This window comes from Streptomyces arenae, from assembly GCF_022343545.1.
Taxonomy (GTDB): Bacteria; Actinomycetota; Actinomycetes; order Streptomycetales; family Streptomycetaceae; genus Streptomyces; species Streptomyces humi.
Genome location: NZ_JAKQYH010000072.1, coordinates 240,033 through 261,382, shown reverse-complemented (window position 1 = coordinate 261,382; position 21,350 = coordinate 240,033). Strand labels below are relative to the sequence as shown.

Annotated in this window: 18 protein-coding genes; 12 read left to right on the top strand and 6 right to left on the bottom strand. The window is 72.0% G+C overall.

Translation table 11 applies throughout. The features are described from left to right. The 12 genes from MB828_RS35345 to MB828_RS35290 all read left to right on the top strand — a co-directional run bounded on the left by MB828_RS35345 (nt 1) and on the right by MB828_RS35290 (nt 12,855). Entirely contained in the window at nt 1-936 is a 936-nt protein-coding gene (locus MB828_RS35345) for a carbohydrate ABC transporter permease (protein ID WP_301651744.1), read from the top strand. Then, nucleotides 936-1,784, top strand: a complete 849-nt coding sequence (locus tag MB828_RS35340) for a carbohydrate ABC transporter permease (RefSeq protein WP_301651743.1) — start codon at nt 936-938, stop codon at nt 1,782-1,784. Before MB828_RS35345 ends, MB828_RS35340 begins: the two co-directional genes overlap by 1 nt. Beyond that, nucleotides 1,781-3,844: an alpha-galactosidase gene (locus MB828_RS35335; protein ID WP_301651742.1), complete on the top strand. Its 2,064-nt coding sequence runs from the start codon at nt 1,781-1,783 to the stop codon at nt 3,842-3,844. Before MB828_RS35340 ends, MB828_RS35335 begins: the two co-directional genes overlap by 4 nt. 40 nt (nt 3,845-3,884) lie before the next feature. Next, a complete protein-coding gene (locus tag MB828_RS35330; RefSeq protein WP_301651741.1) occupies nt 3,885-4,658 on the top strand; it encodes an SDR family NAD(P)-dependent oxidoreductase in 774 nt (257 codons plus the stop codon). Between the two features lie 28 nt (nt 4,659-4,686). Then, nucleotides 4,687-5,427 (top strand): FadR/GntR family transcriptional regulator, encoded by a 741-nt coding sequence (locus MB828_RS35325; RefSeq protein ID WP_133022455.1) that lies wholly within the window; start codon nt 4,687-4,689, stop codon nt 5,425-5,427. After that, complete coding sequence (gene dgoD, locus MB828_RS35320; RefSeq protein WP_133022456.1) at nt 5,424-6,569, top strand: galactonate dehydratase; 1,146 nt, start codon at nt 5,424-5,426, stop codon at nt 6,567-6,569. Before MB828_RS35325 ends, dgoD begins: the two co-directional genes overlap by 4 nt. After that, a complete protein-coding gene (locus MB828_RS35315; protein WP_301651740.1) occupies nt 6,566-7,387 on the top strand; it encodes a hypothetical protein in 822 nt (273 codons plus the stop codon). Before dgoD ends, MB828_RS35315 begins: the two co-directional genes overlap by 4 nt. A 299-nt stretch (nt 7,388-7,686) precedes the next feature. Further along, nucleotides 7,687-8,334 carry a bifunctional 4-hydroxy-2-oxoglutarate aldolase/2-dehydro-3-deoxy-phosphogluconate aldolase gene (locus MB828_RS35310; protein WP_301651739.1) on the top strand — a complete coding sequence of 216 codons (648 nt, stop codon included), beginning with the start codon at nt 7,687-7,689 and terminating at the stop codon, nt 8,332-8,334. Continuing rightward, nucleotides 8,331-9,347 carry a sugar kinase gene (locus MB828_RS35305; RefSeq protein WP_301651738.1) on the top strand — a complete coding sequence of 339 codons (1,017 nt, stop codon included), beginning with the start codon at nt 8,331-8,333 and terminating at the stop codon, nt 9,345-9,347. Before MB828_RS35310 ends, MB828_RS35305 begins: the two co-directional genes overlap by 4 nt. A 97-nt stretch (nt 9,348-9,444) precedes the next feature. Next, the gene (locus MB828_RS35300; RefSeq protein WP_301651737.1) at nt 9,445-10,110 is read left to right on the top strand and encodes a ThuA domain-containing protein; all 666 of its coding nucleotides are present in this window, start codon (nt 9,445-9,447) and stop codon (nt 10,108-10,110) included. A gap of 180 nt (nt 10,111-10,290) precedes the next feature. Beyond that, a complete protein-coding gene (locus MB828_RS35295) occupies nt 10,291-12,108 on the top strand; it encodes an ABC transporter ATP-binding protein (RefSeq protein WP_301651736.1) in 1,818 nt (605 codons plus the stop codon). Nucleotides 12,109-12,189: 81 nt separating this feature from the next. Beyond that, nucleotides 12,190-12,855 carry an NUDIX domain-containing protein gene (locus tag MB828_RS35290; RefSeq protein WP_301651735.1) on the top strand — a complete coding sequence of 222 codons (666 nt, stop codon included), beginning with the start codon at nt 12,190-12,192 and terminating at the stop codon, nt 12,853-12,855. A 66-nt stretch (nt 12,856-12,921) separates the two neighbouring features. Here MB828_RS35290 and MB828_RS35285 read toward each other — a convergent pair whose 3' ends face one another. The 6 genes from MB828_RS35285 to iolD all read right to left on the bottom strand — a co-directional run bounded on the left by MB828_RS35285 (nt 12,922) and on the right by iolD (nt 21,193). After that, nucleotides 12,922-14,949 (bottom strand): beta-galactosidase, encoded by a 2,028-nt coding sequence (locus MB828_RS35285; protein WP_301651788.1) that lies wholly within the window; start codon nt 14,947-14,949, stop codon nt 12,922-12,924. Nucleotides 14,950-15,017: 68 nt separating this feature from the next. After that, nucleotides 15,018-15,905: a carbohydrate ABC transporter permease gene (locus MB828_RS35280; protein WP_301651734.1), complete on the bottom strand. Its 888-nt coding sequence runs from the start codon at nt 15,903-15,905 to the stop codon at nt 15,018-15,020. Continuing rightward, nucleotides 15,902-16,882: a carbohydrate ABC transporter permease gene (locus MB828_RS35275; RefSeq protein ID WP_133022464.1), complete on the bottom strand. Its 981-nt coding sequence runs from the start codon at nt 16,880-16,882 to the stop codon at nt 15,902-15,904. The genes MB828_RS35280 and MB828_RS35275 overlap by 4 nt, the downstream gene beginning before the upstream one ends. Before the next feature lie 8 nt (nt 16,883-16,890). Beyond that, nucleotides 16,891-18,204 carry an ABC transporter substrate-binding protein gene (locus MB828_RS35270; RefSeq protein ID WP_133022465.1) on the bottom strand — a complete coding sequence of 438 codons (1,314 nt, stop codon included), beginning with the start codon at nt 18,202-18,204 and terminating at the stop codon, nt 16,891-16,893. A gap of 293 nt (nt 18,205-18,497) precedes the next feature. Then, nucleotides 18,498-19,283, bottom strand: a complete 786-nt coding sequence (locus MB828_RS35265; protein WP_133022466.1) for a GntR family transcriptional regulator — start codon at nt 19,281-19,283, stop codon at nt 18,498-18,500. A 38-nt stretch (nt 19,284-19,321) separates the two neighbouring features. After that, on the bottom strand, nt 19,322-21,193 hold the full coding sequence (gene iolD / locus MB828_RS35260) for a 3D-(3,5/4)-trihydroxycyclohexane-1,2-dione acylhydrolase (decyclizing) (RefSeq protein WP_301651733.1): 1,872 nt from the start codon (nt 21,191-21,193) through the stop codon (nt 19,322-19,324). Nucleotides 21,194-21,350 lie beyond the last annotated feature (157 nt).

Below are 21,350 nucleotides of genomic sequence, written 5' to 3'. Positions count from 1 at the left end.
GTGGCCGTGCTGACCGCCCCCGACCGGAAGTCCCCGGCCCGCCTGCCCCTGAACGGCGGGCGGGCCCGGGGGCCCCGGCGCACCCCACCCCTGGTCCTCGCCTTCGTCCTGGTCCCGCTGCTCGCCGAGGCCCTGTGGGTGTTCTGGCCCGCCATCCAGGGCTTCTACCTCGCCCTGACCAAGTGGGACGGCGTCTCCCCGCCGCAGTTCATCGGCCTGGACAACTTCCGGGAGATGGCCCACGACGACGTCTTCCGCAGCGCGCTCGGGCACACCGTGCTCTGGCTGGTCCTCTTCGGCGGCCTGTCCGCCGTGCTGGGCCTGGCCGCCGCGCTGCTGCTCCAGCAGGAGCGCCGCGGGGTCGGCTTCTACCGGGCCGCGCTGTTCCTGCCGGTGGTCTTCTCGCTGGTCGCCACCGCCCTCGTCTGGCAGGCGATCTACCAGCCCGACGGCGTCCTCAACCGCTTGCTGGAAGGCGTCGGCCTCGGCAGCCTCCAGCACGCCTGGCTCGCCGACCAGGACACCGCCCTGTACGCGGTGATCGTGCCCGCGCTGTGGCGGCAGATCGGCTACGTCATGGTCCTGTACCTGGCCGGCCTCAAGGGCATCGACCCGGCGCTCTACGAGGCCGCCAAGGTCGACGGCGCGAGCGCCGTCCAGCGCTTCCGGCACGTCACCCTGCCCCAACTGCGCAGTGTCAACGCGGTCGTTCTGTCGGTCATCATCATCGACTCGCTGCGCTCCTTCGACGTCGTCTGGTCGCTGACCCGCGGCGGCCCCTACCACTCGTCCGAGCTGCTGAGCACCTACATGTACTCGACCGCCTTCCAGTCCCTGCGACTCGGCTACGGCTCCGCCCTGGCCGTCGTCATCTTCGTCCTCGCGTTCGGGGTCATCGCCTCCTACCTCGTGCGCGCGTTCCGGGAGGCCGACTGATGCCCGCCAACTCCACGGCCCTGCGCCGCAAGCGGGCCGCGACCGCCGGATTCCACCTGGGCGCCGGTGCCCTGGCCGTCCTGTGGCTGCTGCCCATCGCCCTGGTCCTGGTGACCAGCCTGCGCACCTTCGACGACATCGCCGGCCACGGCCTGGGCAGTTGGCCGCACTCGTTCACGCTGTCCAACTTCGGCCAGGCCTGGTCCGACGGCGGCCAGCAGCAGGCCATGATCAACAGCCTGCTCGTCACCATTCCCTGCGTCCTGGTGACCCTCGCCCTCGCCGCCATGGCCGCGTTCGCCCTCAGCCGCTACGAACTCCCCTTCCGACGCGCCCTGTTGCTGCTCATGCTCGGCGGCAACCTGCTCCCGCCGCAGATCCTGCTCATCCCGGTGTCCAAGCTCAGCGAGGTGATGGGCGTCTACGACACCCTGCCCGCGCTCATCGGGGTGCAGATCGGTTTCGGCGTCGGCTTCTACGTCTTCGTCCTGCACGGGTTCATGCGCTCGATCCCGGTCGAGATCCAGCAGGCGGCGGTCGTCGACGGCGCCGGACCCTGGCAGATCTTCTGGCGGATCATCCTCCCGCTGACCCGTCCCGCCCTGGCCGCGCTCAGCGCCCTGTCCTTCACCTGGATCTTCAACGACCTGCTCTGGGCGATCACGGTCCTGCGCAGCGACTCCAAGATGCCGATCACGGCTGCCCTGATCGGGCTGCAGGGCCAGTACGTGTCGAACTGGAACGTGATCGCCGCCGGTTCGGTCATCGCCGCCGCGCCCACGGTCGCCGTGTTCCTCCGCTTCCAGCGGCACTTCGTGGCCGGACTCAACCTCGGGGCGGTCAAGTGACGTACCAGCGCTGGACCTTGCGGACGGCCAACACCAGTTACACCGTCCGGCTCTCCCCGGACGGCCCGTGGGCCGAGCTCGACGCCTGGGGACCGCTCGGTGCCGAGGACGGGCCGTCCGCCCTGGACTGGTCCCACCGCACCCACTTCATCACGCCGGCCGACGCGGCTCCGGCCGAGTATCTGCCCTACGGGCTGCGGCCGTTCACCGGATCCGAGGTGGTGGCCGCACGCCCGGACGGCGACGAGCGCGGTATGTGGTGGGAGTTCGAGAGCGCCGACGCGTCCGAAGGTTCCCTGCGCCTCGCCTTCACCGACGAGGTCATGGGTCTGCGGACGGTCCTCTGCTACCGGACCGTGCCGGGCACCGACGTGATCCTGCGCTGGACCGAGTTCACCGCCACGGAGGAAGTCCGCCTGGAACGGCTCGACTCGGCCGCCGTCACCATCCCGGTCACCGGCGCGGCCCGGCTGACGTACCTCACCGGCCAGTGGTCGCAGGAGTTCCAGCGCACGCAACTCGACCTCGCCAGAGGCACGTTCACCATCGGCAGCCTCCAGGGCGCCCCAGGGCACGCGTACGCGCCCTGGCTCGCCGTCCAGGACGGGGACGCGCCGGCCGCGTACGGCGTCTCCCTGGAATGGCCGGGCAACTGGCACATCACGACCGAGGCCGAGCCGGGCGGCGCCGTGCGCGTCCGCGCCGGACGGGTCCCGCACGAGGGCCTCGTCCTGCTGACCCCCGGCGAGACCCTGGCGACGCCCCGCCTCGCCTGCGCCTTCAGCCCGGACGGGCTCGACGGCCTGTCCCGCGTCTGGCACCGCTACGAGCGGCACCTCACCGGCGAGCGGCTGCACCGCCCCCGCAAGGTGCTCTACAACTCCTGGGAGGCCACCGGCTTCGACGTCGACGCGGCCGGCCAGCTGGAGCTGGCCAAGGCGGCCGCGGACATCGGCGCCGAGCTGTTCGTCGTGGACGACGGCTGGTTCACCGGCCGCGCCGACGACACCGCGGGACTGGGCGACTGGTACCCGGACCCGACGGCGTTCCCACAGGGCTTCGGCCAATTCATCGAGGACGTCAGGGCGCTGGGACTGGACTTCGGCCTGTGGGTCGAGCCGGAGGCGGTCAGCCCCGGCAGCCGCCTGCACACCGAACACCCCGAGTGGGTCTACCGCGTCGACGGCCGCCCGGCCCGGCTCGTCCGCAACCAGCTGCTCCTCGACCTCGGCCGGACCGACGTCCAGGACTTCGTCATCGGCACCCTCGACCGGCTGCTCACCGACTACGCGATCAGCTATCTCAAGTGGGACATGAACCGGCCGCCCACCGAACGCGGCCGTCCCGGCGCCGGTCCCGTCGACCTGGACGCCGAGCACGTCGCCGGATACCTGCGGGTCCTCGACCACCTGCGCACCGCCCACCCCGACGTCACCGTCGAGGGGTGCGCCGGCGGCGGAGGGCGCGTCGACCTGGCGACGATCGCCCGCACCGACGTCGTCTGGCCCAGCGACAACACCGCGCCCCTGGACCGGCTGCGCGTCCAGCACGGCTTCCTGCACGCCCACGCGCCCCACGTGATGAGCTCCTGGGTCACCGACGCCCCCGGCGTCTTCGACCCCCGCCCGCGCAGCCTCGCCTTCCGGTTCGTCAACGCCATGTGCGGAGTGCTCGGGATCGGCGCCGACCTGCGCGCCTGGACCCCGGAGCAGCGGGCCGAGGCCGCCCGGTGGATCGCCCGCTACAAGGAGGTCAGGGACGTCGTCCACCACGGCGAGGCCCGCCTGCTCGGCACCCCGGACGACGCCACCTGCGGGGTCCAGTACGACGCCGGCGACCGCACCGTCGTCGCCGCCCTGTCCACCGGCCGCCTCGACGGGGCGCCGCTGCTGCCCGGCCGCCCCGCCCGGCTCCGGCTGCGCGGCCTGGACCCGGCGGCACGCTACCGGGACACGGCCACCGGAACGTCGTACGGCGGCGCACACCTGCTCCACCACGGCCTGCCGTTCGCCTGGAGCGCCGGGCACGATGCCGACCTGGTGGTGCTGACCCGGCTGTAGGCCGCATATCTTTCCAGCAGCTCACCCTCTAAGGAGCCCGATGGACCAGTCCGTACGCCGGTACGGCGCCCGCTTCGCCGGCCTCACCGCAGTGGTGACCGGGGGCGCCTCCGGCATCGGAGCCGCCACCGCCGAACGCCTCGCCCGCGAGGGAGCCGCCGTCGTGGTCGCCGACGTCGCGGACGAACGCGGCCAGGCCGTGGTGGACGGGATCGCCAAGGACGGCGGCCGGGCCCGGTACGTGCACGCGGACGTCGCCGACGAGGACGACTGGGCGCGGATCATCACCGCCGCCCACGGCTTCGGCCCCGTCGACGTGCTCGTCAGCAACGCCTACACCGTCGACGTCCGGCCCGCCCACGACCTGCCCCTGGCGTCCTGGCAGCGGCAGCTCGCCGTCAACCTCACCGGCGGCTTCCTCGGCGTCAAGGCCGCACTGCCCGACCTGCGGGCCCGGCACGGGTCGGTGGTGCTCACCTCGTCCGTGCACGCCCACGCCGGCCTCCCCGGCCACCCCGCCTACGCCGCCGCCAAGGGCGGCCTGCTGTCCCTGTGCGGACAGCTCGCCGTCGAGTACGGACCCGAGGTGCGCGTCAACGCGGTGCTGCCCGGACCGATACTGACCGGCGCCTGGGACCGGGTGCCGGCCGGGGAACGGGAGCGCAGCGTCGCCGGCACCGCGGCCCGCCGGTTCGGCACCCCCGAGGAGGTGGCCGCCGCGATCGCGTTCCTCGGCGCCGCGGAAGCCTCCTACATCACCGGCGCCGGCCTGGTGGTGGACGGCGGCTGGAGCGTCGTGAAGGCCTCCGCATGATGCCCCTTGGACAGAAAGGCTGGACGACATGACGCCCTACGCCCGCAGAGGTGTGCACGGCCAGACCGTGGAGGCCCTGGCCCGTCGCATCCTGGGCGGCGAGATCCCGGAAGGGGCCACGCTGGACCTGGTGGCGCTGCAGAGCGAACTCGACGTCAGCCTCACCGCGCTGCGCGAGTCCCTCAAGGTGCTCGCCGCCAAGGGCATGGTCGACGCCCGCCAGAAGCGCGGCACGTTCGTACGGGCCCGCGCCGACTGGAACCTGCTCGACGCCGACGTGCTGCGCTGGCAGTTCGAGGGCGGCCGGACGACCGACGCCGACCGGTCACTGCTGCGCAACCTCGCCGAGGTCCGGGCGATCATCGAACCGGCCGCCGTCCGGCTCGCCGCCGAGCGCCGCACCGAGTCCGACCTGGTCGCCCTCACGGACGCCCTGACGGCGATGGACAGCCCCGGGGCCGACGCCGGGCACGCCGTCGACGCCGACCTCGCCTTCCACCGCGCGCTGCTCACCGCCACCCACAACGAACTGCTCGAACGCATGGAAATGGTCATCGAGTCGGGGCTCGCCCACCGTGACCGCATCGTGCACAGCTCCCCGCACAGCGAGCCACCCGTGCCCGCGCACCGCGCCGTCCTGGACGCCGTGCGCGACGGCGACCCGGACGCGGCCGAACGGGCCATGCGTGCCCTGCTCGACCAGGCCGGCCGCGACCTGGCCCGGCTCGACGGCCCCGACGACGACCCGAAAGGCAGCGGCGGTCAGTGAAGATCGAGCGAATAGAGACCTTCCTCGTCCCGCCCCGCTGGCTGTTCTGCCGCGTCGAGACCGACGACGGTGTGGTCGGCTGGGGCGAACCCGTGGTCGAGGGACGGGCGGAGATCGTCCGCACGGCGGTCGACGTCCTCGCCGAGTACCTGGTGGGGCAGGACCCGCTGCGCATCCAGGACCACTGGCAGGTGCTCACCAAGGGCGGTTTCTACCGGGGCGGTCCGGTGCTCTCCAGCGCCGTCGCGGGCCTCGACCAGGCCCTGTGGGACATCGCGGGCAAGACCTACGGCGCCCCCGTGCACGCCCTGCTGGGCGGCCCGGTGCGCGACCGGGTACGGGTCTACGCCTGGGTCGGCGGCGACGAACCGGCCCAGCTCACCGAGCAGATCGCGGCCCAGGTCGAGGCGGGCTTCACCGCGGTGAAGATGAACGCGGCCGGCGCCACCTCGCCGATCGCCACGGCGGCGGAGACGGCGGCGGTGCTCGCCAGGGTGAGCGCCGCGCGCGACGCCCTCGGCCCCGACCGGGACGTGGCCGTCGACTGCCACGGCCGCTTCACCGTCGCGACCGCCCGCCGCGTCCTGGCCGAACTGGGGCCGCTGCACCCGCTGTTCGTGGAGGAACCCGTCGTCCCCGAACAGGGCCACCTGCTGCCCGGCCTGGTCGCGACCAGCCCGGTCCCGCTGGCCACCGGCGAACGCCTGTACGCACGCGGCGACTTCCTGCCCGTCCTCGCCGCCGGGGTCGCGGTCGTCCAGCCCGACCTGTCCCACGCCGGGGGCATTTCCGAGGTGCACCGCATCGCCTCGCTCGCCGAGACCTACGGCGCCCAGCTCGCCCCGCACTGCCCGCTCGGGCCGATCGCGCTGGCGGCCAGCCTCCAGGTCGCGTTCGCCACCCCGAACTTCCTGATCCAGGAGCAGAGCCGGGGCATCCACTACAACAAGGACGCCGACCTCCTCTCCTACCTGGTGGACCCCGAGCCCTTCCGGTTCGTGCAGGGGCACGCGCGGCGCGGCGACGCCCCCGGGCTCGGCATCACCGTCGACGAGGCGGCCGTACGCGCGGCCGACCGTGCCGGGCACCGCTGGCGCAACCCGGTGTGGCGGCATCCCGACGGCTCCTTCGCGGAGTGGTGACCGTGCCGCTCGACGTCGTCACCGACCCACGGCACGGCGGCCGTTGGACCTCGCTGCGGCAGGGCGGCCGCGAGTGGCTGTGGCGGCGCGAGAGCCCGGAACGCGACGGTGTGGCACCGGGGGACGCGTTCGTGGACGCGGGCGGCGTGGAGGAGTGCGTCCCGACCGTGCGCGGTACCCCCGACCACGGGGACGCCTGGTCCCGGGCCTGGACACGGGAGGGGGACGCCGAGACCGTGCGCTGCGACCGCTTCACCCTGACCCGCCGGCTGCGCGCCACCGCCGGCGGCCTCGAGGCCGCGTACACGCTGACGGCCGAGCCCGGCTTCCGCTTCCTCTGGGCCGCGCACGCCCTGCTCGACCTCTCCGAGGCGGCCGTCGTACGGGTCCGGGACGGCGCGCCCACGCGCCTCTTCCCGGAGGCCGCGCCACTGCTGGGCCGCCCCTGGCCGGCCGATGCGCCCTGGGTGGAGGGGGTCTGGCCGGCGCCCCTCGGGCTGCGTCTTGACCGGTTCGGACCCGACGACGGCTCGGCGGTCGGGGCCGTGGTGGCGGGCGGTCGCTGCTGTGTCCACGACGGCACGGACCGGCTCGCCCTGGCCGTCGAGGCGGAGGGGCAACCGCGGTCCGTCGCCCTGTGGCGCAACCTCGGCGGCTGGCCCGCGCGACACCCCTACCGCAGTACCGGCGTCGAGCCCATGCTCGGCCGCGTCTTCGACCTCGCCGAGGCCGGCCCGGACGACGCGGCCCGGGTCCCGCCGTCAGGAGAGGCCCACTGGCGCCTCACCATGACCCCCGACTGCCACTGCCCCCACTGAACAACCCGCCCCCACCCACCCACGCCCCCGCCAACCCGCGACCCCGCTTACCCGCCGACCCACCGACCCGCTGACCTGTTCGCCCGCCGACCCGCTGTCCCGCCGACCCGCTGGTCTGTCGGCCCGCTTTCCTGCGGCCCCGCTGTCCTGTTCCCCGCCAACCCCCGGTCCTGTTCGCCCGCCGACCCGCCGACCCGCCGACCCGCCGTTCCGCCGTTCCGCCGAGCCGTCGGCCCGTTGGCCTGTCGGCCCGGCTCGGCGGTCCCGTTGTCCCGTTGACCGAGGAAGGAGTTCTGCCCATGGATCTGCGAGCTGCCCTCGCTTCCTGTCGTCTGCTCGCCATCGTGCGGGGTGGTGACCCGGACGCCGCCCTGCGCACCGTGCTGACGCTCGCCGAGGAGGGCGTCGAACTGATCGAGGTGTCGCTGAGCGGCGCCGACGCGCTCACCGTCCTCGCCCGTGCCCGCAAGGAACTCGGCCCCGGCCGGCCGCTCGGTGCCGGCACCGTGCTGACCGCCGCCGACGCGCACGCGGCTCACCGCGCGGGCGCCGGTTTCGCCGTCACCCCCGGCCTCGGCACCGGCGTCGACACCGCCCTGGACCTCGGCATGCCGGTGCTGGCCGGCGTCCTCACTCCCACCGACGTCATCGCCGCCGAGGCCCGGGGCGCCGCCGCCCTGAAACTCTTCCCGGCCGCCGGGGCCGGCGGCACGGCGTACCTGAAGGCGCTGCGCGGCCCCTTCCCCGGCGCCGCGTTCGTCCCGGTGGGCGGCGTCGACGTGACCGCGGCCCGGGACTACCTTGCCGCCGGGGCGACCGCCGTCGGCGTCGGCTCACCCCTCGTGGGCGACGCGGCCGACGGCGGCAGCATCACCGACCTGCGCGAGCGGGCGCGCGCCTTCCGGGCCGCCGTACGGACCGGGGCGTGGGCGGAGGGACCCGCGTGACGGGGGCCTGGCGGCCGGCCCCGGGACCGGTCGTCTGCGTCGGCGAGACCATGGCGGCGCTCGCCCCCGACCCGCCCCGGCCGCTCGCGGACGCGGAGCAACTGCGGCTGTCCGTCGCGGGCGCGGAGTCGAACGTGGCCGTGTACCTCGCCGACCTCGGCATCCCGGCCGTGTGGCTGTCGGCACTCGGCGACGATCCGCTGGGCCACCGGGTCCGCGCCGCGGTCGCCGCCGCCGGGGTCGACGTCAGCCATGTCCGCACCGACCCGCACCGGCCGACCGGCCTCCTGCTGAAGAACCCCGGCCGCACCGGGACCCGCGTCCACTACTACCGCTCCGGCTCGGCCGCCTCGGCGCTCGGACCCGGCCTGCTCGACGGCGAACCGGTCCGCTCGGCCACCCTGCTGCACCTCACCGGCATCACCCCCGCCCTCTCCCCGTCCTGCCGCGACCTGGTGGCCCGGGCCCTCGCCGCGCCCGCCGCCGAACGGCCGTACGCCGTCAGCTTCGACGTCAACCACCGGGCCGCGCTGTGGCCGGACGGCACCGCTCCGACGGTGCTGCGGGCCCTCGCCGACCGCGCCGACATCGTCTTCGTGGGCCTCGACGAGGCGCGGGACCTGTGGGGCGCCGGCCTGACCGTCACCGGGCTGCGGGAACTGCTGCCCGGTCCGCGGATCCTCGTCGTCAAGGACGGCGCCCGCGCCGCGACCGCCGTCACCGCGGCCGGCGTGTGCACGGTGCCCGCGCTGCGCACGGCGGTGCTGGAACCGGTCGGGGCCGGCGACGCCTTCGCGGCGGGCTTCCTGACCGGGCTGCTGCGCGGGGAGACACCGGCCCGCAGCCTGCGGCTCGGCCACATCACCGCGGTCTCCGCGCTCCAGGTGACCGGGGACCACGGGCCGCTGCCCGGCGCGGCGGAGATCCAACGGCTGCTCGGCCTGCCGGCACCGGACTGGGCGCGGCACCGGGGCGGACGGGCGGACCGGGGCGCTGCCCGGGCCTGGCGGTGAGCACCGTCCGGACGGGCACCGTTGACGTGCGGGCCGCGGCACGGAGACCGTTCTCGGGTCCGGGTTCCGGACCGACCGACGGGAGCGTGCGATCACCTTGACCACGGAAGACATACGGCGGGCCCTGGTGGTCCGCGGCGGCTGGGACGGGCACCGGCCCGTGACGATCAGCGACGGATTCGTCCCGTTCCTGAAGGAGCGGGGGTTCTCCGTCGACACCGCCGAGGACCTCGCGGTGTACGAGGACGCGGACCGGCTGGCCGCCACCGACCTGATCGTGCAGTGCTGGTCGATGGGGGACATCACCCCGGAGCAGAGCGAGGGCCTGGCCGCGGCCGTGCGGGCCGGCACCGGGCTGGCCGGCTGGCACGGCGGAATCGTCGACAGCTTCCAGGACCACGGCTACCACCTGCTGACCGGCGGTGCGTTCGTCATGCACCCGCCCGGCTTCCACGACCACACCGTGCACCCGCTGCCCGAGCGCGCCGGCCACCCCGTCGTCGCCGGTCTCGACGACTTCACCGTGCACACCGAGCAGTACTGGGTGCTCACCGACCCGCACGTCGACGTCCTCGCCACCACCACCTTCCCCGCCGGCGAACTGCACGACCGGCCCGTGGTGATGCCCGCGGTGTGGGCGAGGACCTGGGGCGCGGGCCGGGTCTTCGTCTCGACGGTCGGGCACAAACCCGACGACTTCGACGTGCCCGAGGTGCGCACCCTCACCGAGCGGGGCCTGCTGTGGGCGAGCCGCGGCCGCTGACCGGGGCTGTCCGGAACCAGGCCGGATACGTGTTCGGACCGTAGTCGTCGCGCCGAAAAACACGTGGACTGGGTCACCCTCGTCGCGCCACACTTCCCTTTCCTGACCTGCCGATTCCAGGCCGCCGCGGACCTGCGGCGGCCGACTCGGCATGCCGTGCGACGACTACACAGGGTTGAAATGACGTCCTCTGTCGATTTACCTGCGACCGGACCACGCAAGGGCGCGGTGCTGCTCGCGCTCCGCTACTACGGACAGGAGCTGGCCCGGCTCAAGCGGCTGACCCTGCCCGGACTGCTGCTGCCGGCCCTCGGCAACATCGGAATCAACTACCTGGCCCCGCTGGTCGTGGCCAAGCTGGTCGGCCGGATCGCCGACGGCCACGGCCTGGGCCTGCGCACCACACTGCCGTACGTCCTCGGCTTCGCCGGTGTCCTGCTGCTGGCGGAGGCGGTCTGGCGGATCGGCCTGCACTGCCTGAACCGCGTGGACGCCCTCGGCATCGAGCGGCTGTACGTCATCGGGATGGACGAACTGTTCGCGCGCGACGCCGCGTTCTTCCACGACAACTTCGCCGGATCACTGACCAAACGGGTGCTGAGCTTCGCCAACCGCTTCGAGGAGTTCGCCGACACCCTGACCTTCAACATCGTGGGCAGCTTCGTGCCGCTGGCCTTCGGGTCCGTGGTGCTCTGGCGCTACGAACCGCTGCTGGTCGTCGGGCTGTTGACGATGATCACGGTCACCGGCGTGTGCGTGGTGCCGCTGATCCGGCGCCGGCAGCGGCTGGTCGCCGAGCGCGAGGAGGCCATCGCCCGGGTGTCCGGGCACGTCGCCGACAGCCTGATGAACATGGACACGGTCCGGGCGTTCGCCGCGGAGCAGCGGGAGGCCGCCGAACACCGGCTGCGGGTCGCCGAGTCGCGCCGGCGCCAGCTGCGCTCCTGGGACTACGGCAACCTGCGCATCGACACGTTCGTCGCGCCGATGTCCGTCGCCACCAACGCGCTGGGCCTGCTGCTGGCCGTCGCGCTGGCCGGCGGCGGCCACAGCGTGGAGGCGGTCGTGGTCGCCTTCACCTACTTCAGCAACGCGACCCGGATCATGTTCGAGTTCAACCAGATCTACCGGCGCATGGAGAGCTCCATGACGGAGGCGGCGCAGTTCACCGAACTGCTCCTGGACCCGCCCACCGTGCTCGACCCGGCCGTACCGGAACCGCTCGCGCCACGGGCCGCCGACGTCCGCTTCGAGAAGGTCTCCTTCACCCACACGGGCGCCAAACCGCTGTTCGAGGGGCTGGAACTGGACGTGCCCAGCGGGTCGAAGTTCGGGTTCGTCGGCCGGTCGGGCGGCGGCAAGACCACGCTGACCCGGCTGCTGCTGAGGATGACCGACCTCGACGCCGGCCGGATCACGATCGGCGGCCAGGACATCAGCCGGCTCCGCCAGGCCGACCTGCGCGGCCAGATCGCCTACGTCCCGCAGGACCCGGCGATGTTCCACCGCACCCTGCGGGAGAACATCGCCTTCGCCCGGCCCGGTGCCACCGAGGCCGAGATCCGGGTGGCCGCCGAGGCCGCGCACGTCACCGAGTTCGCCGACGCGCTGCCCGACGGCTTCGACACCATGGTGGGGGAGCGCGGGGTGAAACTCTCCGGCGGCCAGCGCCAGCGGGTCGCGCTCGCCCGCGCGATCCTCCGGGACGCCCCGATCCTGCTCCTGGACGAGGCGACCAGCGCCCTCGACTCCGAGAGCGAGATCCTCGTCCAGGAGGCGCTGTGGCGGCTCATGGAGGGGCGTACGGCCCTGGTGGTGGCGCACCGGCTGAGCACGGTCGCCTCCATGGACCGGCTCGTGGTCCTCGACCGGGGCCGGATCGTCGAGCAGGGCACGCACCACGAACTGCTCGCCGCGGAGGGCGCCTACGCCAAGCTGTGGCAGCACCAGTCGGGCGGCTTCCTCGACGAGGACCCGGCCAGGGCAGAGGTGCACTAGGTCATATCGGCCCGGACGGGCGGGTGGTAGACAGGTGATCATGAGCGATCCGACCTTCTCCGCCCGTCCGGCCGGTGTCCGGTGACCGCCGGGATCGACACCCCGGACCGCCGGGGCCGTACCGGACTCGACCGCACCGGCCTGGACCTGACCGGGAACCCGGATGTGCGGGTCCGGGAGGTGAGACTGCTGTCCAGCCACTGGTACGTCGAGCGGGCCACCACCTTCGACTACCGGCACGCCGACGGCACCTGGCACACCGAGGAACGCGAGACCCACGACCGGGGCAACGGCGCCACGCTGCTCCTCTACGACGCCGAGCGCGAGACCGTGCTGCTCACCCGCCAGTTCCGCTTCCCGGTGTACGTCAACGGCCATCCCGACGGCATGCTGATCGAGACCCCGGCGGGCCTCCTCGACGAGGAGGACAAGCACCCGGAGCACGCGGTCCGCCGCGAGGCCGTCGAGGAGACCGGCCACACGGTCGGCGGCGTCCAGCACGTCTTCGACGTGTACATGAGCCCGGGCTCGGTCACGGAGCGGATCTCCTTCTACGCGGCCGCCTACGGTCCTGCCACCCGCACCCACGAGGGCGGCGGCCTGGCAGAGGAGGGCGAGGACATCGAGATCCTCGAACTCCCCTTCCAGCGTGCCCTGGAGATGATCCGCACGGGAGAGATCGCCGACGCCAAGACCATCATGCTGCTCCAGTGGGCGGCCCTGGAGGGCCCCTTCGCCGCCCGGTGACCGGTCACCCACTTACCCCCCGGCCGCCGGCGGCCACGCGAGCGCATGGCAACCGGCGGCCACTGATCAGCCGGCCGCCGGCGGCTGCCGGCCGTGTGGCTCTCGTACGACCGCGATCTCGCCCGGGGCCACGGTGAGCGTGCCGGCGGTGGGCTTGCCGGACAGCAGTTCCACCGAGCCGGGCGCGACCGGGAGTTCGGCGCCCTGCCCGGCGTGGTCGATCACGAACACGTAGTCCGCCTCGGCACCGCGCCGCCTGGCCACCTCCACGCCCGCCGGGGCGGTGCGGACCGCGGTCACGCCCGCCTCGGCACGGATCCGGTCCAGCAGCCCCGCCAGGGTGTCGGCGTCCGGGAGCGTCGCCACGTACCAGGCGGCCCCCGACCCGTACCCGTGCCGGGTCACCGCGGGCACCCCGGCCAGCGGCCCGTCGGCGTACGACGTCACCGTCTCCGCGCCCGCCGGCCGCACCCGCTCCGACCAGAGCGATCCGGTGCCGCCCGCGCTCAGCGCCACCCGCTCCCCGGGCAGCAGCGGGAACAGCTCGTCCGTGGACACGCCCAGCAGCTCCCGGAAGGCGCCCGGGTAACCGCCCAGCCGCACATGGCAGTTCTCGTCCACGGCACCACTGTGGAAGCCGATCGCGAGGCTGCCGCCGGCCTGGGTGAAGGCCGCCAGGTTGGCCGCGCCCGCGTCGTCCACGAGGTACAGGCTCGGGGCGAGGACCGCCTTGTACGCCGACAGGTCGGCGTCCGGGCGGACGAAGTCCACGGCCACGCCGGCCCGCCACAGCGGCTCGTACCAGGCCCGGACCAGGTCCAGGTAGCGCAGCCGCGCGCTGGGCTGGGAGGGCAGCTCCACGGCCCACCGGGCGTCCCAGTCCCAGACGACGGCGACCTCGGCCGTGCCGGTGCTGCCACGCACCTCGGCCAGCGCCTTGAGGTCCGCGCCCAGCCGGACCACGTCCCGCCAGATCTGGCTGTCCGTCCCCGCGTGCGGCAGCATCGCCGAGTGCCACTGCTCGGCACCGGCCTTCGCCGCCCGCCACTGGAAGTAGGCTATGCCGTCCGCGCCGTGCGCCACGTGCGCGAGCGCGTTGCGCCGCAACTCGCCCGGTCTCTTGGCGCGGTTGACGGGCTGCCAGTTGACGGCGCCCGTCGAGTGCTCCATCAGCAGCCACGGCCCGCCCGCGAGCGACCGCATCAGATCACCGCTCAGCGCGACGTCGATCTCCGACTCCGGGTCGGTGGACATCAGGTAGTGGTCGTTGGCCACCACGTCCAGCTCCGGCGCCCAGCGCCAGTAGTCGAGGGCGTCGAAGTTCGTCATCACCATGAAGTTGGTGGTGGCCGGGATCGACGGGGCCGCCTCGCGCAGCACGTCCCGCTCCGCCTTGTACAGCGACAGCAGTTCGTCCGAGCAGAACCGCCGCCAGTCCAGCTGGTGCGTCGGATTGGGTACGGCGCCCGTCGCGCGCGGCGGCAGGATCTCGTCCCAGTCGTAGTACCACTGGCTCCAGAAGGTGGTGCCCCAGGCGTGGTTGAGGGCGGCCAGGTCGTCGCCGTACCGGGCCCGCAGCCAGCGGCGGAAGGACGCCGCGCTGGTGTCGCAGTAGCAGGCCGCGTTGTGGCAGCCGTACTCGTTGTGGACGTGCCACATCTTGACGGCCGGATGGCTCGCGTACCGCTCGGCGATCGCGCCCGCGATCCGGAGCGCGGCCTCGCGGTAGGCGGGGCTGCTCGGGCAGAACGTCTGCCGGCTGCCGTACGACAGGGTGCGGCCGTCGTGGTCCACCGGGAGCGCCTCGGGGTGGGCGCGGAAGAACCAGGCGGGCGGGGCGGCCGTGGGGGTGGCGAGGTCGGCGGCGATGCCGTTCTCGTGGAGCAGGTCGAGGATGCGGTCCATCCGCGAGAAGTCGTGGACGCCCTCGGACGGTTCCATCAGCGCCCACGAGAAGATGCCGACGCTGACCATGGTGACGCCCGCCTCGCGCATCAGGCGGACGTCCTCGTCCCAGACCTCCTCGGGCCACTGCTCGGGGTTGTAGTCGCCGCCGTAGGCGATGCCCGGGACGGAGAGGCGGCGGTCGCTCATCGGGTTGTGCACGGGGTTCTCTTTCACGGGAGGCCGGGTGCGGGGGCACCCGGCCTGGGGGAGCCGGATCAGCCCTTCGCGGAGCCCAGGGTCAGACCGCTGACGAACTGCTTCTGGAGCACGAAGTACACGATCAGCGTCGGGATCGCGGTGAGCAGCGAACCGGCGGCGACCAGGTTCGGGTCGGTGAAGTACTGGCCGGAGAGGTTGTTCAGCGCCGAGGTGATCGGCATGTTCTCACCGGTCGAGATCAGCACCAGCGCCCAGAAGAAGTCGTTGTAGATCCAGATCGACAGCAGGGTCGCCAGGGCCGCCATGGCCGGCTTGCACAGCGGCAGGGTGATCTGCCAGTACAGCCGCCACACCGAGGCGCCGTCCACCAGCGCGGCCTCGGTCAGCTCGTGCGGGAGCGAGCGCATGTAGTTCGCCAGCACGAACGCGCAGAAGCCGGACTGGAACGCCACGTGGATCAGCACCAGGCCGAGCGCGGAGTCGTACAGCTTGCCGCTCGCGGTGATGCCCGGCAGGTTCGTCAGCAGGTACATCCGGTACAGCGGGGTGATGATGACCTGCTGCGGCAGCAGGTTGCCGGCCGTGAAGACCAGCAGCAGCGCCAGGTTGACCCGGAAGTCGAAACGGCTGACGTAGAACGCGACCATCGACGACAGGAACAGCGTGATCAGCACGGCCGGAACCGCGATGACCAACGTGTTCATGAAGTAGTGCGTCATGTCCGACTGCGTGAACGCGTTCTTGAAGTTGTCGAAGTTCAGCGTGTGCGGCCAGGACAGGTAGCCGTGCTCGCTGGTCTCGCTGTAGGGGCGCATGGCCGAGAAGACCGCCCACAGCAGCGGGGCGAGCCAGGCCAGGGCCGTCAGGGCCAGGAACGTGTGCAGCAGGACGCGGGCCGGACGGATCGGGGTGCGCTGCTTGGCCAGCGCGCTCACGGTGCTCATGCGCGCCGCTCCTTCCGGAAGGTCGCGATCAGGTAGGGAATGATCACGATCAGGGAGATGAACAGCAGCACCACCGCGATCGCCGAGCCGTAACCGATGCGGCTGGACTCGCCGATGATGTTGTTGGTCACCAGGATGGAGAGCAACTCGGTGCCCTGGGCGCCCTTGTTGAAGACGAAGACCAGGTCGAAGGCGCGCAGCGCCTCGATGATGGTCACGACCAGGACGATGGTGTTGGTCGGCCGCAGCGTCGGGAAGATGACGCTCTTGAACGTCTGCCACTCGTTCGCGCCGTCGAGGGCCGAGGCCTCCCGCAGCGAGGGGTCGACGCTCTTGAGGCCGGCCAGGTACAGGATCATCATGTAGCCGGTGTGCCGCCAGGACGCGGCGACCAGGACCGCCCACAGGTTGAGGTTCGGGTCACCGATCCAGTCGATGTAGTGGCCCGGCTTGTTGGCGCCGATGATGCTGTTGATCAGGCCCGTGTCCGGGTTGTAGATCAGCTGCCAGACGAACCCGATGCAGGCCAGGGAGATGACGACCGGGAGGAAGAAGGCCGTCTGGTAGACCCGGCTGAACCTGATCTTCTTGTCCAGTTGCACGGCCAGGAAGAGCCCGAACGGGGTCGGGATCAGGATGAGCACGACGAACCAGATGACGTTGTGCTGAACGGCCGGCCAGAACTGCGGGTTGTCGGTGAAGAGTTGATGGAAGTTGTCGAGCCCGACCCACTTGATGGAGTCGAAACCGATGCCGTCCCATGAGGTGAAGGCGAGGAGGATCGAGGCCAGGGCCGTCACCCAGACCAGGAGTACATGGAGGATCGTCGGCACGCCCGCCATGAAGGCGAGGACGATCCGGTCACGGCGGGTCAGCAGGCGCCTGTGGCCCTGCTGGACCCGCTTCTTCTCGGACGCGCGCCCAGGAGGCGGCACGGCGGCCGCCTCCTGGGACTTCGTGGGGGTGTCAGTCGACATTCGTGAGCTCACTGGGACGCGAAGATGGTCTTCTTCTGGCGTTCGATCGACGAGAGCAGGCTGTCGATCCCCTTCGGGTTCTGCAGGAACTTCTGCAGACCGGGCTGCATCACCGTCGAGGTGAAGTCCGGGCGGGAGTCGCGGTCCATGAACTGGGTGAGGTTCTTGGCGCCGCTGATCATCGTGTACGCCTTCTTCTGCAGCGCGGTGTACGACGAGGTGTCGGCCTTGCTGGAGGCGGCCACCACGCTGTTGTCGGCCTTGAGGTAGATTTGCTCCGCCTCGGGCGTGCCCAGGTACTCCATGAGCTTGACGACACCGTCGTGGTTCTTCGGGGACTTGCTGACCATGAAGCCGTCGGTGGGCGCCTCGACGGTGTCCTGGCCGTACGTGGGGTTCAGCTCCGGGAAGGCGAAGAAGTCGAGGTCGTCCAGGTCGGCCTTGTTGGTGAACTGCTGCCCCACGAAGGAACCGAGGACGTACATGCCGGCCTTCTTGGAGACCAGGGTCTGGGCGGCGTCCTGCCAGGTGCGGCCCATGAAGCCGTCCTGGTGGTAGGGGAGGATCTCGGCCCAGTGGTCGAAGACGGCCTTGACCTTCGCGTCGGTCCAGGACTCCTTGCCCGCCATCAGCGACTTGTGGAAGTCGTAGCCGTTGAGGCGGAAGTTGATCTGGTCGAAGGTGCCCATCGCCGGCCAGGCGTCCTTGTCGCCGAAGGCGATCGGGACCAGGCCGTCGCCCTTCATCTTCTTGCACAGGGCGACGAACGCGTCCCAGGTGGTGGGGACTTCGTAGCCCTTGGCCTGGAAGAGGCTCTTGCGGTAGAAGATCGCCCACGGGTACGTGTACAGCGGGACGAAGTAGTACTTGCCGTCCTCGCCCTTGCTGAGCTGCTTCATCGCGTCGGGGAAGTTGTCCCCGATCTTCGCCCACACGTCGTCGATCGGCGAGGCCAGATTCTTGGCCGCGAAGAACTGCATGCGGTACCCGGCGAACCAGGTGAACACGTCGTCCGGCGTGCCCTGCAGGTAGGAGTTGATCTGCTCCTGGAAGGTGTTGTGGTCCTTCGTGTTGACGTCGACCTTGATGCCAGACTGCTTGGTGAAGGCCGCGTAGATCTCCGCGAAGGCCTTCTTCGGCACCGCGTCGGAGGAGTTGGAGCCGAGGCTGACGGTCTTCGGGTCGGAGGAGGACCCGCTGCCGCCGCACGCGGACAGCAGCGGTATGCCGGCACCCGCGAGGAGGGCGGCAGAGCCGGCCCCGCGCAGAACGTTACGGCGGCTCGGACCCGGCACGTGAAGACCGGACGGGGAGATGCGCATGGCGGCTCCTGGGTAACAGGGTTCGGCAAGGGGAAGAGGTGATCTTCGAAAGGTCCCGAAACCGATCAGAAATCAACTCGGCCGAACATCGTGGGCGCAATAACAGCCGCTTGTCCGCTCATGCGTCAATAGCCTGCGTCTCTCTCGCCCGTCTCTTGCCCGAAACGTAATCGTCATGGTCGCCTGCCGGTTTGTTGAACAAAGCGGTACGACAGAGCCCCCACGGGACAAACTCCGTGGGGGCTCGTGTGCGGCCATGTTGGTTTCACACCCCCGGACCTGCTAAGGACCGGTCACGGCCGGACCAGCAGCTGGAAGTCGAAGGCGTACCGGGACGCCCGGTAGACGTGGCTGCCGTACTCCACCGGCCGTCCGGTGTCGTCGTAGGCCGTGCGGTGCATGGTGAGCAGGGCGGCGCCCGCCTTCTCGTCCAGCCGGCCGGCCTCCTCGGCGGTGGCGCTGCGGGCGCCCACGGTCTGCCGGGCGCTGTGCAGGGTGATGCCGGCCGTGCGCATCATCCGGTACAGGCCGGTCGACTCCAGGCGTTCCGTGTCGAGTTCGAGCAGCGCGGCGGGCAGGTAGTTGCACAGGAACGCCACCGGCTGGCCGTGGGTGCTGCGCAGCCGCTCCAGGACGACCACCTCGGCGCCCTCCGCGATCCCGAGCGCGGCCGCCACCTCGGCGCTCGCCGGGATCCGCTCGTTGCGCAGCACCCGCGTGGTGGGGCCCTGCCCTGCCGACTCCAGGTCGTCGTAGAGGCTGCTCAGCTCCAGCGGGCGTTTGACCTGGCTGTGCACCACCTGGGTGCCCACGCCCCGGCGGCGCACCAGCAGGCCCTTGTCGACGAGCGACTGGATGGCCTGGCGGACCGTGGGCCGGGACAGGCCGAGCCGCACGGACAGGTCGATCTCGTTGCCCAGGAGGTTGCCCGGGGCCAGGACGCCGTGCTCGATGGCCTCCTCCAGTTGCTGGGCGAGCTGGTAGTAGAGCGGCACCGGGCTGCCGCGGTCCAGGGCGAAGTCCAGGGTGTCGAGCGCCGGGACGGTCGCGGCGCGGGCGGAATCGCCGGTTCGGGCCACCGGGACACCTCCTTCCGTGGGTCGTGGGTTCAGTGGGTTCAGAGCTGGCGACGGCGCTCGGCGCGCTGCCGGTCGTAGTCCTCGCGGGCGCGCACGGCGGCCTCGCGGGAGGCGGTCTCGGCGACCGGCACGTCCCACCAGGCCTCGGCGCCGGGCGCGGTGGGCGCCGGGTCCGTCTCGACGTACACGCACGTCGGCCGGTCGCTCGCGCGGGCCGCGGCGAGGGCCTCGCGCAGCTCCCGCACGGTCTTGGCGCGCAGCACCTCCATGCCGAGGCTGGCCGCGTTGGCGGCGAGGTCGACCGGCAGCGGCGCGCCGGAGAAGGTGCCGTCGGCGGCGCGGTAGCGGTAGGCGGTGCCGAACCGCTCCCCGCCGACCGTCTCGGAGAGGCCGCCGATGGAGGCGTACCCGTGGTTCTGGATCAGGACCAGGTTGACCGGCAGGCCCTCCTGGACGGCGGTGACGATCTCGGTCGGCATCATCAGGTAGGTGCCGTCGCCGACCAGCGACCAGACCGTGACGTCCGGGGCGGCCTGCTGGACGCCGATACCGGCCGGGATCTCGTACCCCATGCAGGAGTAGCCGTACTCCAGGTGGTACTGGCGCGGCGAGCGGGCCCGCCACAGCTTGTGCAGGTCGCCCGGGAGCGAGCCGGCCGCGTTGATGACAACGTCGTCATCGCCGACGACGGAGTCCAGCGCGCCGAGCACCTGGGTCTGGGTCGGTACGGCGTCCTCGTCGTCGGCGCGGTAGGCGGCCTCCACCACCGCCTCCCAACGCTCCTTGCCCGCCCGGTACTCGGCCTCGTACGCCGCCGCCACGCGATGCCCGGCGAGGGCCTGCGTGAGAGCCGTGAGCCCGGTCCGGGCGTCGCAGACCAGCGGGTGCGCCGCCTGCTTGTGGGCGTCGAAGCCGGTGATGTTCACGTTCAGGAAGCGGACGTCCGGGTTCTGGAAGAGGGTGCCGGAGGCCGTGGTGAAGTCCGTGTACCGGGTGCCGACGCCGATGACCAGGTCGGCGGTGCGGGCGAGGTCGTCGGCGACGGCGGTCCCGGTGTGCCCGATCCCGCCGAGGTCGGCCGGGTGGTCGTGGCGCAGCGAGCCCTTGCCCGCCTGGGTGGAGGCGACGGGGATGCCTGTGGCCTCCACAAGGGCCCTCAGAGCGTCTTCCGCGCGGCTGTGGTGGACTCCGCCGCCCGCGACGATCAACGGCCGCTCAGCGGCCGTCACGGCGCGCACGGCGTCCGTCAGCTCCACCGGGTCGGGGGCCGGCCGCCGTACCCGCCAGACGCGCTCGGCGAAGAACTCCTCCGGCCAGTCGTACGCCTCGGCCTGGACGTCCTGGGGCAGGGCGAGGGTGACCGCGCCGGTCTCGGCCGGGTCGGCGAGCACGCGCATCGCGTTCAGGGCGGAGGGGATCAGCGCCTCGGGGCGGGTGATCCGGTCGAAGTAGCGGGAGACCGGACGCAGCGTGTCGTTCACCGAGACGTCGAACTCGGTCGGGTGCTCAAGCTGTTGCAGCAGCGGGTCGGGGGCGTGGCTGGCGAAGTAGTCGCCGGGCAGCAGCAGCACCGGCAGCCGGTTGACGGTGGCGAGGGCGGCGCCGGTCACCAGGTTGGTGGCGCCCGGGCCGATGGAGGTGGTCACCGCCTGCGCGGAGAGCCGGTCCAGCTGCCGCGCGTGCCCCACGGCCGCGTGCACCATCGCCTGCTCGTTGCGGCCCTGGTGGTAGGGCATCACGTCGCCGTACTCCAGGAGCGCCTGGCCGATGCCGGCGACGTTGCCGTGGCCGAAGATGCCCCAGGTGCCGGCGATCAGCCGGTGCCGGACGCCGTCGCGCTCGGTGTACTGGGCGGACAGGAACCGCACCAGTGCCTGGGCGACGGTCAGGCGGGTGGTCGGCTGGCTCATGGAGGACCTCATTCGGACGGGGTGGGGTACACCCGGCGGGAGCGGGTAGGGATGGCCTGCGTACGGCCTGTCGTGACGGTGTCGCGGGCCGGTGTCGCGGACTACGGTCGTACCTGGCTCCTCGAGGTGGGCGGGATGCCCCTCAGGTGTAGATCGG